We start from the raw sequence: 15,674 nt of genomic DNA, 5'->3' as shown, positions 1-15,674 counted from the left end.
TGAATACGGCGCGATTGGCTGGAAAGGGCCAAAGTCTATGTTGATTAAAATCAACACCGCAAGGCCGTATGGCCACCTTATGTCAAATATATTGAAACAACCCCGGCCGCTGGTTTAGGGTGGCGGGTGCCTCTGGCCGAAAAACCGGCTGGACGGGCAGAATTCCTGAGGACGCTGGCGAAGATCGCGCGGCGCTCGTATTCAACAAGCGGAGGACACTCGAAATGACCACCCTGACTCGTGCCGACTGGGAACAACGCGCCCGCGACCTGAAAATCGAAGGCCGCGCCTACCTCAATGGCGAATACACCGACGCCGTCTCCGGCGAGACCTTCGAGTGCATCAGCCCGGTCGATGGCCGTCTGCTCGGCAAAATTGCCAGCTGTGACGCCGCCGACGCCCAGCGCGCCGTGGAAAACGCCCGCGCCACTTTTAATTCCGGCGTGTGGTCGCGCCTGGCGCCGACCAAACGCAAAGCCACCATGATCCGTTTTGCCGGCCTGCTGAAGCAGCACGCCGAAGAACTGGCCCTGCTCGAAACCCTCGACATGGGCAAGCCCATCAGCGACTCACTGTACATCGACGTTCCGGGCGCGGCGCAGGCGCTGAGCTGGAGCGGTGAAGCGATCGACAAGATCTATGACGAAGTCGCCGCTACGCCGCACGACCAACTGGGTCTGGTAACCCGCGAGCCGGTAGGCGTGGTCGGCGCCATCGTGCCGTGGAACTTTCCGCTGATGATGGCCTGCTGGAAACTCGGCCCGGCGCTGTCGACCGGTAACTCGGTGATTCTCAAGCCATCGGAAAAATCCCCGCTGACCGCCATCCGCATCGCTGCACTGGCGGTTGAAGCTGGCATTCCGAAGGGCGTGCTCAATGTGCTGCCGGGCTACGGCCACACCGTTGGCAAGGCGCTGGCTCTGCATAACGATGTCGACACGCTGGTGTTCACCGGTTCGACCAAGATCGCCAAGCAACTGATGATCTACTCCGGCGAATCGAACATGAAGCGCGTCTGGCTCGAAGCCGGTGGCAAGAGCCCGAACATCGTCTTTGCCGATGCGCCGGATCTGCAAGCTGCCGCTGAATCCGCCGCCAGCGCCATCGCCTTCAACCAGGGCGAAGTCTGCACCGCCGGTTCGCGTCTGCTGGTCGAGCGTTCGATCAAGGACACATTCCTGCCGATGGTGATCGAGGCGCTGAAAACCTGGAAACCGGGCAATCCGCTGGATCCGGCGACCAATGTGGGCGCGCTGGTCGATACCCAGCAGATGAACACCGTGCTGTCGTACATCGAATCCGGTCACACCGATGGCGCCAAACTGGTGGCCGGCGGCAAGCGCATCCTTCAGGAAACTGGTGGTACGTATGTTGAACCGACGATTTTCGACGGTGTGAGCAACGCGATGAAGATCGCTCAGGAAGAGATCTTCGGTCCGGTACTGTCGGTGATCGCTTTCGATACCGCCGAGGAAGCCATCCAAATCGCCAACGACACGCCCTACGGCTTGGCGGCAGCAGTCTGGACGCAGGACATCTCCAAGGCGCACCTGACCGCCAAGGCACTGCGCGCCGGCAGCGTATGGGTCAACCAGTACGACGGCGGTGACATGACCGCACCGTTTGGTGGTTTCAAGCAGTCGGGCAACGGTCGCGACAAGTCGCTGCACGCGTTCGACAAGTACACCGAGCTGAAGGCGACGTGGATCAAGCTGTAAGCCGTTAGGAGGGTCTGTTCGCAAGAGCAGATCCTCCAAACGAGGCAGATCCCTGTGGGAGCGAGCCTGCTCGCGAAAGCGGTGTATCAGTCAGCCCATGTGCTGAATGTGCAGCCGCATTCGCGAGCAGGCTCGCTCCCACATTTGTTTGATGTGGCCTCTAAAAATAATTATCCACAGGAGCGTGGAGCATGCGGTGGGCGACGTATTTCGCCGTGTTGGCGTCTGTCTTGAGTGTCGGTCTGGCCCTGGGGGTCAGCATGCCGTTGGTGTCGTTGCGCCTGGAAGGCTGGGGTTACGGTTCCTTCGCCATCGGTGTAATGGCAGCGATGCCGGCGATTGGCGTGTTGTTGGGCGCGAAGATTTCCAGCCATCTGGCGGCACGCTTTGGCACGGCCAACCTGATGCGCCTGTGCCTGTGGGCCGGGGCGCTATCGATCGGCCTGCTGGCGCTGTTGCCAAGTTACCCGATCTGGCTGGTATTGCGCCTGATGATCGGGGTGATCCTCACCATCGTGTTCATCCTCGGCGAGAGCTGGATCAATCAACTGGTGGTTGAACATTGGCGCGGGCGACTGGTGGCGCTGTATGGCAGCAGTTATGCATTGAGCCAGCTCTGCGGCCCGCTTTTGTTGGGCGCGCTTGGCACCGAACATGATTATGGCTTTTGGGTCGGTGTCGGTTTGCTGCTGGTTTCACCGTTGCTGTTACTCGGTCGCAGCGGCGCGCCGAGCAGTGAGGCAAGCAGCGTGACGTTCCGCGACCTGTGGGGCTTCGCCCGCGAGCTGCCAGCGATTGCCTGGGCGGTGTCGTTGTTTGCCGCGTTCGAAGCGATGATCCTGACGTTGCTGCCGGTGTATTGCCTGCAACAGGGCTTCACTGCCGAAATCGCCTTGGCGATGGTCAGTACCGTGGTGGTCGGCGATGCGCTGCTGCAATTGCCGATTGGTGCGTTGGCCGATTATCTGTCGCGGCGCACGCTGTTTGCCGGCTGTGCGGTGGTGCTGATGCTGTCGAGTCTGGCGATTCCGCTGTTACTCGATACATTGCTGATCTGGCCGCTGTGGGTGTTGTTCGGCGCCAGTGCTGGTGGTTTGTTCACCTTGTCGTTGATTCTGATTGGCGAACGTTATCGCGACGATGCGTTGGTGCGGGCGAATGCGCATATCGCGCAGCTCTGGGGCGTCGGTTGTCTGATCGGGCCGCTGGCGGCGGGGGCGGGCAGTCAGTGGATCAACGGGCATGCGCTGCCGCTGTTGATGGCGATAGGGGCGTTTGGGTTGGTGATATTGCTGTTGCGCCAAGGGGCATTCGGCCCGGTGACAGAACCTGCGTAGATCAAAAGATCGCAGCCTTCGGCAGCTCCTACAGGGGAATGCATTTCAAACTGTAGGAGCTGCCGAAGGCTGCGATCTTTTGCTTTTTAAAGCATGCGCTCCAGGCCGACCGTGGTGCTGAACCACGCATTAAACCGTCGCCACCAACTCCCCGGCTCCTTGGTTAGCGTATGCATCTGGCCGTTGTCTTCGGTAACCCAGACAATCTGACCATCCTGCAATTTCGCCTCATAACTCAGCGCTGGCGCCATACCCTGCAAGGCCAGTTCGCGAACATGTTCGGCCAGCTCAGGGCTGTCGACCAACACGCCGACTTCGGTGTTCCACAATACCGAGCGGGGATCAAAGTTGAACGAGCCAATGAACGATTTCTGCCGATCGAAGATCATCGCCTTGCTATGCAAACTGGAATCCGAGCCGCGAAACGACTTGCTGTAAAACACATGCGGCCCGCTGCCATAGTTATCCCCAGGCTGGCGTCGCAGTTCATACAGTTTCACACCGTGCTCCAGCAACGCTTTGCGATACGGCGCATAGCCGCCGTGCACCGCTGGCACGTCAGTGGCTTCCAGCGAATTGGTCAGCAGACTCACGGTAACGCCGGCATCGGCGCGTCCCGTCAGATACACCAACCCTGGCTGGCCTGGTACGAAGTACGCCGAGATCATGATCAGTTCTTTGCTGACACCCCTAAGCTCCGGCGCCAGTTGCGTGGTCAGCAGCAACTGCGGATCCGGCTCGCCTTTGGCCAGCACCTTGCTTGGCGCATCCCACAGCGCCTGGTTCCACGCCCAGATCAGCTCCTTGCGCCAGATGTCCATGCGCGGCTCGGTGGTGAAGGTCATCAACTGCTGATACAGCGCGTGATTCTGTTTGCGCGTTTCTTCCAGGGATTCTTCCAAACGCGTGCGGGTGTTCTGCAGATCTTTGGCGGTTGGTTTGCTGGAGAGGAATTCGTCGATCGGTTTGCTCAGGGCGCTGTTCCAGTATTGATCGAAGCTGTGTCCGAGCTGCTCGGCAACCGGGCCGACGCTGAGCATGTCGATGTCGGTGAAATTCAGATTCGGCTCGGCATCGAAATACTCATCACCCAGATTGCGCCCGCCGACGATGGCTGCGCTGTTGTCCGCCAGCCACAACTTGTTATGCATGCGTCGATGTTGCAGCGACAGGTTGAACAAACGTCCAGCCGCGCGCGTGACGCCGGTGCTGCGCCCCAGATGCAGCGGATTGAACAGTCTGATCTGAATCTGCGGATGCGCCGCCAGCGTGGCGATGATCTGGTCCAGGCCGTCGCTGGTGGTGTCGTCGAGCAAGATGCGCACACGCACGCCGCGGTCGGCGGCCTTGAGCAATTCGTCCACCAGCATCCGCGTGCTGATGCCGTCGTGAACGATGTAGTACTGCAAATCGAGGCTGACCTGCGCATGGCGGATCAACTCGGCGCGGGCGGTGAAGGATTCGGTGCTGTTGGATAGCAGGCGGAAACCGGAGCGGCCCTGATAGGGCGCCGCCTGGGCCTGGATCGAGCGGCCAAAACTGGAGCCGGACGCCGGCAAGGCCTCGCTCGGCTCGCGCGGCACATCGAGGCTGGCGCAGCCGCTGAGGAACGAGGTGAATAACAGCAAAGCGAGTAGGGGCTGTCTGAAGCTCACGTAGGATCGTTCCGGTTGGCGGCTGAGGTCGGCATATGGACGCTGGTCTCTGGAAAAAGGTCAGTCGGCTTCGGCGAGCAGTTGAATGGCCATCGCACCGACCTTGCGCACGGCTTCTTCGATCTGCGCTGTCGGTTTCGCAGCGTAGTTCATCCGCAAGCAATTGCGGTACTTGCCCGAAGCGGAAAAGATACTGCCGACGGCAATCTGTACGCCTTGATCATGCAGCGCACGATTCAGTTTCAAGGTATCGAAGCCCTCCGGCAATTCGACCCACAGCATGAAGCTGCCTTGCGGGCGGCTGGCGCGCGTGCCCGCCGGGAAATAGCGCGTGACCCAATCGATCATCATGTCGCGATTGCGCTGGTATTGCGTGCGCATCCGTCGCAAATGCGGTTCGAAATGGCCGGACTTGAGAAATTCGGCAATGGCGATCTGCGGTTGCGGGGCGGTGGATCCGGTGCTGATGTATTTCATGTGCAGCACACGCTCCAGATAACGGCCCGGTGCAACCCAGCCAATCCGCAGCCCTGGCGCCAGGGTCTTGGAAAACGAACTGCACAGCAGCACGCGGCCATCTTCGTCGAAGGATTTGATCGTGCGCGGACGCGGGTAGGTGTAGGCCAGTTCGCCATACACATCGTCTTCGATGATCGCCACGTCGAAGCGTTGAGCGAGGTTGAGCAGGGCGCGTTTACGCGACTCCGGCATGATGTAGCCGAGCGGGTTATTGCAGTTCGGGGTGAGCTGGATGACCTTGATCGGCCATTGCTCCAGCGCCAGTTCCAGCGCTTCGAGGCTGATGCCGGTGAGCGGGTCGGTGGGGATTTCCAGGGCTTTCATGCCCAGACCTTTGAGCGTTTGCATGGCCCCGTGGAAGCTCGGCGAATCGACCGCGACGATGTCGCCCGGCTCGCAGATCGCGTGGATGCTGGTGGACAGCGCTTCGTGGCACCCGGTGGTGACCACCAGATCGCTGGGACTCAACTGGCAGCCGGAATCGAGCATCAATCGGGCGATCTGTTCACGCAGTTCGAGGGTGCCGTGGATGTTGTCGTAATACAGGCCGGGCATGTCCTGGCGGCGGCTGATCCGCGCCAGCCCGCGCAACAGCGGTTTCATCGTCGGCGAGCTGATGTCGGGCATGCCGCGCCCCAGTTGCACGACGTCCTTGCGCGGCACCGCGCGAATCAGCTCCAGCACCTGATCCCACTGCGAGATTTCCACCGGACGCTGCGCCGGACGGCCGACGGCGGGCAGTTCCGGCAACTCGCGCCCGACCGGGACGAAATAGCCGGACTTGGGTTTCGGCGTGGCCAGGCCGCTGTCTTCGAGCATGCGATAAGCCTGCTGCACCGTGCTCAGGCTGACACCATGTTCTACGCTCAAGGCGCGCACCGATGGCAACCGGTCACCTGGACGATAGAAGCCTTGTTCGATGCGCGTGCCGAGCAGTTCGGCGAGGTTCACATACAGGGTCATGGCACTGCCTCGATGCAGTTGATTCGTTAAACCAGTACAGATGCGTCACAAATCGACAATTCAGACTCGGAAGCAGCAAATCTGTATGGAGTTAATACAGGTGTGTTGAATCTGTAATGCTTTTGCCGACCCGCGCATCATGGAATCTCTGGCTACCCAAGTAAACAGGAGCGACAAAAATGAACGGCTTGAGCGATGTGCGGCTGACGTTACACAGCCAGGAACTGGCGGCAGGGCAGAAGGATCGTGCGCGCAATGAGATCATGCGCAACGCTCCCTCCGGCCTGAGTCGCTGGGGTCTGTTGTGGCATCGTCTGCACACGCGCAAGGCATTGCTGGCGCTGACGACGGATCAGCTCAAGGACATCGGGCTGACGCGTGAGCAGGCGCTGGAGGAGGGGTTGAAGCCGTTCTGGCGGATCTGAGATCTGTAGGGTCTTTTCGGGCCTCATCGCGAGCAGGCTCACTCCTACAGGGGAACGCATTTCAACTGTAGGAGTGAGCCTGCTCGCGATAGGGCCTTCAATTCACTGCAAAGACATCAGACCAACTCTTTGAGGCGATGCCACAACATCCCCAACGCCAACAATGGCGAACGCAAATGCCTGCCGCCCGGGAAGGTGATGTGCGGCACCCTGGCAAACAGGTCAAACCCGCCGCTGTGCTGCCCGCTGATCGCCTCGGCGAGCAACTTGCCCGCCAAGTGCGTGGCATTCACCCCGTGGCCTGAATAGGCCTGGGCGTAATACACGTTCGGCTGGTCCGTGAGCCGGCCGATCTGCGGCAAACGGTTGGCGCCGATGCCGATCATCCCGCCCCACTGATAATCGATCTTCACGCCAGCGAGTTGCGGGAACACTTCGAGCATCTTCGGCTGCATGTATGCGGCGATATCTTTCGGATCACGTCCCGAGTAATGGCAGGCGCCACCAAAAAGCAAACGACGATCCGCCGAGAGCCGGTAGTAATCCAGCGCGACACGCTGGTCGCAGACCGCCATGTTCTGCGGCAGCAGGTTGTGCGCCTTTTCTTCGCTCAACGGTTCGGTGGCGATGATGTAGCTGCCGGCCGGCAGGACCTTGCCGCTGAGTTGCGGGTTCAGATCATTGAGATACGCGTTGCAGCCGAGCACGAGGGTCCTGGCGCGCACCGAACCCTGGGCTGTATGGACTTTGACTTCGGGGCCGTAATCGATACGCGTCACTGCCGAGTGTTCAAACAGTTTGACGCCCAATTGCTGCGCCGCCGCTGCTTCGCCCAACGCGAGATTCAGCGGATGCAGATGTCCTGAACCCATATCTATCAAACCACCGACATAGCGCTTGGAGCCGACCACCGTGTGCATTTCGTGGGCTTGCAGCAAACGGGTTTCGTAGCGATAACCGAGGCTGCGCAACTCTTCGGCGTCTTCGGCAAAACCCTCAAGGTCAGCGGGTTTGTTGGCAAGGTCGCAGTAGCCCCAGGTCAGGTCGCAGGCAATCTGAAAACGTTCGACACGCTGACGAACGATTTCCACCGCTTCCAGGCCCATCAGTTTCATCTCGCGTACGCCGTCGCTGCCGATGACATTGGCGAACTGATCGAGACCATGGCCGACCCCGCGAATCAACTGTCCGCCATTACGTCCGCTGGCGCCCCAGCCGATTTTATGCGCCTCCAGTAGCACCACGCTGAGGCCGCGTTCGGCCAGTTCCAGTGCCGTATTCAACCCGGAAAAACCGCCGCCGACCACGCAGACGTCGGCCACTACCTCGCCTTGCAGCAGCGGATGATCGGGCTGCGGCAGGCTGCTGGCGGCGTAGTAGGAGGCAACGTGGGGTTGGCTCGCGGAGGTGAAGGCGCGGGCAGTCATGGGCGTCATCCAACGGCTAAGGTGTCGAGAAAATTTGACGGAGCATAAGCCGCACGCCCGAACGTGGGCAACACTGGTCGGCCTGCGGTGTCTGGATCAGGGCTTTTGCGGCACAATTGCCGTCTATTTCAACTTGGTCACCGCTTCGATGAGCTGCAACAGCCAGAAAATCCGCACCTTGCGCCAGCAGATCCCCTCATTCGAGTGCGTGCCCGGCTGCCACGACTGCTGCGGCCCGGTGACCACCTCGCCGGAAGAAATGGCCCGCCTGCCGCGCAAGACCCGCGCCGAGCAGGATGCGGCGATGGAAGAGTTGAACTGTGTGCATCTGGGCCCGAATGGCTGCACGGTGTATGAAGAGCGGCCGTTGATTTGCCGGTTGTTCGGTACGACCAAAACCTTGCCTTGCCCGAATGAGCGGCGGCCGGTGGAGCTGATTCATCCACGGGTGGAGAAGCAGATTTTCGAGTACATGGCGGCGAATCGGCAGGTGTTGGTTTGAAGGGTTCACTCGGGACCGAGTCGACGCCATCGCGAGCAGGCTCACTCCTACAAGGGTACGCATTCCAAATGTAGGAGTGAGCCTGCTCGCGATAGGGCCGGGGTCAGGCCCGGCAATCTTCAGTCTGGAATGGGAAGGCTCAGGCTCTCTTTCACTTCTTCCATGACGATATAACTCTTCGACTCCCGCACATGCGGCAGCTTCAGCAGAATGTCGCCCAGCAGCTTGCGGTACGAGGCCATCTCGGAAATCCGCGCCTTCACCAGATAGTCGAAATCCCCTGACACCAAATGACATTCCAGCACGTGCGGCAACTTCAGCACCGCGCGGCGGAACTCCTCGAAGGTGTCGCCGGATTTGTAGTCGAGGCTGATCTCGACGAACACCAGCAAGCTACCCTTCAAGTGCTGCGGATTCAGCCGGGCGTTGTAGCCCATGATGATCCCTTCGCGCTCCAGACGCCGCACGCGCTCGGTGCACGGCGTGGTCGAGAGCCCGACCTTTTCGCCCAGTTCGGTAAAGGAAATCCGCCCGTCCGCCTGCAGGATCCGCAAGATGTTGCGGTCGATCTTGTCCAGCTCACGTTTGGTCTGAGTGTTGGTACGCATAGGGGATGCGCCTCCGTGAAAAGGGTTTTTGCCGAGAATTGTCGCCAAATATAGGCGCTTATATAGTGAAAAGCACTGGCATTTCTTTTTTACACTGCGCGCATCATTGCTCTAACAACAGACGTGCGCGGCCCCGCCGCGATGAGGGAAACAAAAATGCGCGTAATGGTCTTGGGTAGCGGCGTCATCGGTACCGCCAGTGCTTACTATCTGGCCCGTGCCGGGTTTGAAGTGGTGGTAGTCGACCGGCAGCCCGCTGCGGCCATGGAGACCAGTTTCGCCAACGCCGGCCAGGTCTCGCCGGGCTATGCCTCGCCGTGGGCTGCGCCGGGCGTACCGCTGAAGGCGATCAAGTGGCTGCTGCAACGTCACGCCCCTCTCGCGATCAAGGCCACTGCCGACATCGACCAGTACCTGTGGATGGCGCAGATGCTGCGCAACTGCACCGCCAATCGTTACGCGGTAAACAAGGAGCGCATGGTGCGTCTGTCCGAGTACAGCCGCGACTGCCTCGACGAACTGCGCGCTGAAACCGGCATCGCCTATGAAGGCCGCAGCCTCGGCACAACTCAGCTGTTCCGCACTCAGGCGCAGCTTGATGGCGCCGCCAAAGACATCGCCGTGCTGAAAGAGTCCGGTGTGCCGTTTGAAGTCCTCGATCGCGCCGGCATTGCCCGCGTTGAGCCGGCACTGGCGGGCGTTACTGACATCCTCGCCGGTGCCCTGCGCCTGCCGAACGACCAGACTGGCGACTGCCAGATGTTCACCACGCGTCTCGCCGAAATGGCGGTGAAACTCGGTGTGGAATTCCGCTTTGGCCAGGACATTCAGAAACTCGACTACGCCGGTGATCGCATCAACGGTGTGTGGATCGACGGCAAGCTGGAAACCGCTGACCGCTACGTGCTGGCGCTCGGCAGCTACTCGCCACAACTGCTCAAGCCGCTGGGCATCAAGGCTCCGGTGTATCCGCTCAAGGGTTACTCGCTGACCGTGCCGATCACCAACCCGGCGATGGCCCCGACCTCGACTATTCTCGACGAGACCTACAAGGTCGCGATCACCCGTTTCGACAACCGCATCCGCGTTGGCGGCATGGCCGAGATCGCCGGTTTTGACCTGTCGCTGAACCCGCGTCGACGTGAAACCCTGGAGATGATCGTCAACGACCTTTATCCTCAGGGCGGTAATCTGGCCGAGGCGAGTTTCTGGACCGGCCTGCGTCCGACCACCCCGGACGGCACGCCGATCGTCGGCGCCACGCCGTTCAAGAACCTGTTCCTCAACACCGGTCACGGCACCCTCGGTTGGACCATGGCGTGCGGTTCCGGTCGTTTGCTGGCCGACCTGATGGCGAAGAAAAAGCCACAGATCAGCGCCGAAGGCCTCGATATTTCCCGTTACGGCAACAAAATTCAGGAGTCCGCAAAACATGTCAATCCAGCGCCAGCTCACCAATGAGCGCATGAGTCAGATCGTCAGCCACAACGGCACCGTGTATCTGGCGGGGCAGGTCGGCGACGACTTCGACGCCGGGATTGAACAGCAGACCCGCGACGTACTGGCCAACATCGAGCGTTTGCTTGATCTGGCCGGCACCGACAAGCAACACCTGTTGTCGGCGACGATCTACCTGAACGGCATCGATGAGCACTTCGCCGGGATGAACTCGGTGTGGGATCAGTGGCTGCCAAAAGGCGCTGCCCCGGCCCGTGCCACCGTCGAAGCGAAAATGGCCAAGCCGAGCATTCTGGTAGAAATTTCTATCGTCGCCGCACTGCCGTAACCGTTGTAAAGATCCCTCTCCCGGCGCTGTTGGCGGTTCACGTCGTCAGTCGGCGCCGGTTTTTCTTCCCATGACCGCCTAGAAGTCTGCCGCCATGCGTCCTGCCCGTGCCCTGATCGACCTAGAAGCCCTGCGCCACAACTACCGAATTGCCCGCGAAGTCACCGGCGCCAGGGCGCTCGCGGTGATCAAGGCCGATGCCTACGGGCATGGCGCGGTGCGTTGCGCACAGGCGCTGGAAGCCGAGGCCGATGGTTTCGCGGTGGCCTGCATCGAGGAAGCGCTGGAGCTGCGCGCGGCCGGCATCAAGGCCCCGGTGTTGTTGCTCGAAGGCATCTTCGAAGCCGATGAGCTGGCGTTGATCGTCGAGCATGATTTGTGGACCGTGGTGCATTCGCTGTGGCAGCTCGAAGCAATTGAGCAGGCGACGCTGAGCAAGCCGATCACCGTGTGGTTGAAGCTCGATTCGGGCATGCACCGTGTTGGCCTGCATCCGAAGGATTATCCGGCGGCTTATCAGCGTCTGCTGGCCAGTGGCAAAGTGGCGAAAATCGTCTTGATGAGCCACTTCGCCCGCGCCGATGAACTGCACGCACAGAGCAGCGCCGAACAGGTCGCGGTGTTTGAGACGGCGCGTCAGGGCCTGGCGGCGGAAGTCAGCTTGCGCAACTCGCCGGCCGTGCTCGGTTGGCCGCAGATTCACAGCGACTGGGTGCGCCCGGGCATCATGCTGTACGGCGCGACCCCGTTCGAAGAAGCCAACGCCGTTGCCGATCGTCTGCAACCGGTGATGACCCTGGAGTCGAAAGTCATCTGCGTGCGTGAGCTGCCGGCCGGCGAACCGGTGGGTTACGGCGCCAAGTTCATCACCGACAAACCAATGCGCATCGGCGTGGTCGCCATGGGTTACGCCGACGGCTACCCGCGTCAGGCGCCGACCGGCACGCCGGTATTAGTGGCGGGCAAACGCAGTCGCATTCTCGGTCGCGTGTCGATGGACATGCTCTGCATCGACCTGACGGATGTGCCGGAAGCCGACCTCGGTTCCACCGTCGAGCTGTGGGGCAAAAACATTCTCGCCAGCGAAGTGGCGCAGTGGGCCGACACGATTCCGTACCAGATCTTCTGCAACCTGCGTCGGGTGCCAAGGCTCTATTCCGAGGGTTAAGGCTGCTGCGGGGGTCAAGTGTTGTAAATACTGAACGCTGTCGCCATGATAACGCTCAATATTCTTACAACATCAGGAGGCTCGCGCCTTGGACGTCGGTGAACGACTGCAATCGATCCGCAAGCTCAAAGGGCTTTCCCAGCGTGAACTCGCCAAACGCGCGGGCGTCACCAACAGCACCATTTCGATGATCGAAAAGAACAGCGTCAGTCCTTCGATCAGTTCGCTGAGAAAGGTACTGGGCGGCATTCCCATGTCCATGGTCGAGTTCTTTTCCGAAGAAATTCTGCAAGAAGTCCCGACCCAGATCGTCTACAAGGCCAACGAGCTGATCGACATTTCCGACGGCGCCGTGACCATGAAACTGGTCGGCCGCGCGCACCCCAGTCGCGCCATCGCCTTCCTCAATGAAATCTATCCGCCGGGCGCAGATACCGGCGAGGAAATGCTCACCCATGAAGGCGAGGAAACCGGGATTCTGGTGGAAGGTCGTCTGGAACTGGTGGTGGGTCTGGAAACTTTTATTCTCGAAGCCGGCGACAGCTACTACTTTGAAAGTACCAAGCCGCATCGTTTTCGTAATCCGTTCGACGCGCCTGCGCGACTAATCAGCGCAGCCACGCCGGCGAATTTTTAACAAAGAGGTGCCAAGCCATGATGGCAAAGGCATCCGAACAGTTTTTCTACCGTGCGGTATAACCCCTTCGACTATGGGGTTGTTTCAGTGTGGCGGGCTACCCGCTATACTTGCGCCCGCCTGCGAACCGTGGCCGCAGGCGTGAATAGCCACCATTGAGGGTGAACGCGTGAATCTAATTATGAAAATGCTGGCTGCACCAGCAACCGTACTGGCCCTCTGGGCTGTCAGCGCTCAAGCTGCGACGAATGACGACATTGCCAAACGCCTAGAGCCGGTCGGCCAGGTGTGTGTCCAAGGGCAGGAATGCAAAGGGATGGAAGTGGCTGCGACTGCCGGCGGCGGTGATGCCAAGACTCCAGACTCAATCATTGCCAAACATTGCAACGCTTGCCATGGTTCTGGCCTGTTGGGCGCGCCGAAAATCGGTGACACCGCCGCCTGGAAGGAGCGCGCCGATCACCAGGGCGGCCTCGACGGCATCCTGGCCAAGGCCATCACCGGCATCAACGCCATGCCGCCAAAAGGCACCTGTGCCGATTGCACCGATGCTGACCTGAAGGGCGCGATCGAGAAGATGTCCGGTCTGAAATAAGCCGCGCTTCTGATGAAAAAAACCGTCTTCGGACGGTTTTTTTGTGCCTGCGATTCAAGAGCCCCTCATCGGAACGCCGCCCGCCCAGCCCTCTCCCGGAGGGAGAGGGGGCCGACCGCGGTGTCTGGCGTTATACATCGACCTGAAAGACCTTAGCGATTATGGATTCAGCACATCACTTTCACGTCGGCGTATCTTCACAGCAACCCCCAATCAGTCCCCTCTACCTCTGGGAGAGGGTTAGGGTGAGGGCAATCTGAAGCTGTTCTTTGCAGCAAACTCAAGGCAAGCTCGGTCTACCCCTATTCACGGAACGGGCAGGAGGCTTCAGATGGTGCAGTTGTGTTCGATCGAACAAGCAGTGGACGACGTGCTGGCGCGCTTGCCGGCGCATATCCACATGGGCATGCCGCTTGGCCTGGGCAAACCCAATCACTTCGTCAACGCGCTGTACCGGCGGATCAAAGGCCTGCCCGAGCGGCAGCTGACGATCTACACCGCGCTGTGTCTTGGCCGCCCTGCACTGGGCGACGGTTTGCAAAAGCGCTTCATCGAACCCTTCGTCGAACGTGTCTTCGGTGACTACCCGGAATTCGATTTCCTCGCCGACCTGCACCGCGACAGCCTGCCCGCGAACATCCGCATCGAACAATTCTTCATGCAACCCGGCAGCCTGCTCAACAGCGCGCCGGCTCAGCAGGATTACGTCAGCAGCAATTACAGTCATGCCGCCCGTGACATCAACGCTGCCGGGCTGAACCTGGTGGCGCAGTTGCTCGCCAGCAGCAGCGAACATCCGGATCGACTGAGCCTGAGCTGCAACCCGGACATCACCCTCGACCTGTTGCCGATGATCGCCAAGCGCCGCGACGCGGGCGAGACCATTCTGCTGGTTGGCCAGGTGCACACCGATCTGCCCTACATGCCCGGCGATGCCGAGGTCGACATCGACACCTTCGACCTGCTGATCGATGCAAAGGACAGCAGCACGCTGTTTTCTACGCCGAACATGCCGGTGGGCTTTCAGGATCATTTCATTGGTGTGCACGCCAGTACGCTGGTGCGCGACGGCGGCACGTTGCAGATTGGTATCGGTTCGATGGGCGATGCGCTGACCGCCGCGCTGCTCGCACGTCAGGCGGATAACGTCGGTTATCAGGCGTTGCTCGATGACATCAACCTTAGCCAATGGGCGCAACTGATCCACCGTGAGGGCGGCACCGGCCCGTTCGCCAAAGGCCTGTACGGTTGCAGCGAAATGTTCGTCAATGGCCTGCTGGTGCTGGCGGATGCCGGGATCATTCGGCGCAAGGTTTATCCCGATGTGCCGACCCAGGAACAGGCCAACGCCGGCACCCTCGACGAGGCCGCGCAGATTGACGGCATCTCGGTGCACGGCGGGTTCTTTCTCGGCCCGCGCAGTTTCTACGAGCGCCTGCGCGAGCTGCCGCAGAGCAAGCGCCTCGAATTCAACATGACCCGCATCAGCTACATCAACGAGCTGTATGGGCAGGAAGAACTCAAGCGCTTGCAACGCCTCGATGCGCGGTTCATCAACACCGTGTTCACCATGACTCTGCTCGGCGCCGGTGTGGCGGATCAACTGGAAGACGGACGAGTGCTCAGCGGTGTCGGCGGGCAGTACAACTTCGTGGCGCAGGGGCATGCGCTGCACGATGCCCGTTCGATTCTGATTCTGCGCAGCTGGCGCGAGTCGGGTGGCGATGTCAGTTCCAACATCGTTTGGGAGTACGGCCACTGCACGATCCCACGGCATCTGCGCGATATCGTCGTGACCGAATACGGCATTGCCGATCTGCGCGGCAAATCCGACGCCGTGGTGATCGAGTCGCTGCTGAACATCAGCGACTCACGCTTCCAGCAGGGACTTATCGAACAAGCGCAAAAAGTCGGCAAGCTGCCGAAGGATTTCCGCCTCGACCCACGCTTCGCCGACAACACGCCGCAGCGTTTGCAGGCGATTGCCGCGCGGCATCCGAACCTGTTTCCGGAGTACCCGCTGGGCTGTGATTTCACCGCGATTGAACGGGATTTGCTGCGGGCGCTGAACTGGCTGAAGAGCAAATTCAAACTCACCGAGATCCTCGAACTGGGCAAGGCTGCCCTCGATGCACCAGAGGCATCGCTATATCCCGAGCACCTTGAGCGCATGCAACTGACAAACCCGGAAGGCCTGAAAGAAGACCTGTTCCAACGCCTGCTCCTCACAGGTTTGAAGGCCACCGCGCAGTAACTGCCCACCGCAAAACCCACTGTGGGAGCGAGCCTGCTCGCGAAAGCGGTGTATCAGTCAATCAAGATGTCGACTGACCC

14 protein-coding genes are annotated in these 15,674 nt (G+C 60.4%); 10 read left to right on the top strand and 4 right to left on the bottom strand.

The window, feature by feature from the left end:
• Positions 1-224: 224 nt before the first annotated feature.
• Together AK821_RS10250 and AK821_RS10245 are read left to right on the top strand one after the other, a co-directional pair.
• Positions 225-1,718, top strand: coding sequence for an aldehyde dehydrogenase (locus AK821_RS10250; RefSeq protein ID WP_016985821.1), 1,494 nt, complete (start codon positions 225-227; stop codon positions 1,716-1,718).
• A 191-nt stretch (positions 1,719-1,909) separates the two neighbouring features.
• Positions 1,910-3,055 carry an MFS transporter gene (locus AK821_RS10245; protein ID WP_064389554.1) on the top strand — a complete coding sequence of 382 codons (1,146 nt, stop codon included), beginning with the start codon at positions 1,910-1,912 and terminating at the stop codon, positions 3,053-3,055.
• An 86-nt stretch (positions 3,056-3,141) separates the two neighbouring features.
• Here the strand turns inward: AK821_RS10245 and AK821_RS10240 are convergent, their stop codons facing one another.
• Positions 3,142-4,710 (bottom strand): phospholipase D family protein, encoded by a 1,569-nt coding sequence (locus AK821_RS10240; RefSeq protein ID WP_064389553.1) that lies wholly within the window; start codon positions 4,708-4,710, stop codon positions 3,142-3,144.
• 60 nt (positions 4,711-4,770) lie between these two features.
• On the bottom strand, positions 4,771-6,192 hold the full coding sequence (locus tag AK821_RS10235) for an aminotransferase-like domain-containing protein (RefSeq protein ID WP_064389552.1): 1,422 nt from the start codon (positions 6,190-6,192) through the stop codon (positions 4,771-4,773).
• Positions 6,193-6,371: 179 nt separating this feature from the next.
• Here AK821_RS10235 and AK821_RS10230 point away from each other — a divergent pair, with 179 nt between their 5' ends.
• On the top strand, positions 6,372-6,617 hold the full coding sequence (locus tag AK821_RS10230; protein WP_064389551.1) for a DUF1127 domain-containing protein: 246 nt from the start codon (positions 6,372-6,374) through the stop codon (positions 6,615-6,617).
• A 116-nt stretch (positions 6,618-6,733) separates the two neighbouring features.
• On the opposite strand, the gene AK821_RS10225 is transcribed toward AK821_RS10230, so the two are convergent.
• Complete coding sequence (locus tag AK821_RS10225; protein WP_064389550.1) at positions 6,734-8,044, bottom strand: NAD(P)/FAD-dependent oxidoreductase; 1,311 nt, start codon at positions 8,042-8,044, stop codon at positions 6,734-6,736.
• A gap of 148 nt (positions 8,045-8,192) precedes the next feature.
• On the opposite strand from AK821_RS10225, the gene AK821_RS10220 reads away from it, so the two are divergent.
• Positions 8,193-8,546, top strand: coding sequence for a YkgJ family cysteine cluster protein (locus AK821_RS10220; RefSeq protein ID WP_064389779.1), 354 nt, complete (start codon positions 8,193-8,195; stop codon positions 8,544-8,546).
• A 119-nt stretch (positions 8,547-8,665) separates the two neighbouring features.
• Here the strand turns inward: AK821_RS10220 and AK821_RS10215 are convergent, their stop codons facing one another.
• On the bottom strand, positions 8,666-9,154 hold the full coding sequence (locus AK821_RS10215; protein WP_003177284.1) for an Lrp/AsnC ligand binding domain-containing protein: 489 nt from the start codon (positions 9,152-9,154) through the stop codon (positions 8,666-8,668).
• Between the two features lie 156 nt (positions 9,155-9,310).
• Here AK821_RS10215 and dadA point away from each other — a divergent pair, with 156 nt between their 5' ends.
• The 6 genes from dadA (at position 9,311) to AK821_RS10185 (ending at position 15,594) form a co-directional block, all read left to right on the top strand.
• A complete protein-coding gene (gene dadA, locus AK821_RS10210; protein WP_064389549.1) occupies positions 9,311-10,615 on the top strand; it encodes a D-amino acid dehydrogenase in 1,305 nt (434 codons plus the stop codon).
• Positions 10,587-10,940: a RidA family protein gene (locus tag AK821_RS10205; protein WP_008086784.1), complete on the top strand. Its 354-nt coding sequence runs from the start codon at positions 10,587-10,589 to the stop codon at positions 10,938-10,940. The genes dadA and AK821_RS10205 overlap by 29 nt, the downstream gene beginning before the upstream one ends.
• A gap of 94 nt (positions 10,941-11,034) precedes the next feature.
• On the top strand, positions 11,035-12,108 hold the full coding sequence (gene alr / locus AK821_RS10200) for an alanine racemase (RefSeq protein ID WP_064389548.1): 1,074 nt from the start codon (positions 11,035-11,037) through the stop codon (positions 12,106-12,108).
• Between the two features lie 88 nt (positions 12,109-12,196).
• Positions 12,197-12,745, top strand: a complete 549-nt coding sequence (locus AK821_RS10195; protein ID WP_007920393.1) for a cupin domain-containing protein — start codon at positions 12,197-12,199, stop codon at positions 12,743-12,745.
• 181 nt (positions 12,746-12,926) lie between these two features.
• A complete protein-coding gene (locus AK821_RS10190; protein ID WP_064389547.1) occupies positions 12,927-13,340 on the top strand; it encodes a c-type cytochrome in 414 nt (137 codons plus the stop codon).
• 331 nt (positions 13,341-13,671) lie between these two features.
• Entirely contained in the window at positions 13,672-15,594 is a 1,923-nt protein-coding gene (locus AK821_RS10185) for an acetyl-CoA hydrolase/transferase C-terminal domain-containing protein (protein WP_064389546.1), read from the top strand.
• Positions 15,595-15,674: the final 80 nt, after the last annotated feature.

It is taken from the genome of Pseudomonas sp. RIT-PI-r (assembly GCF_001297015.1).
Classification (GTDB): Bacteria; Pseudomonadota; Gammaproteobacteria; order Pseudomonadales; family Pseudomonadaceae; genus Aquipseudomonas.
This window is presented reverse-complemented; position numbering and strand designations above follow the sequence as displayed.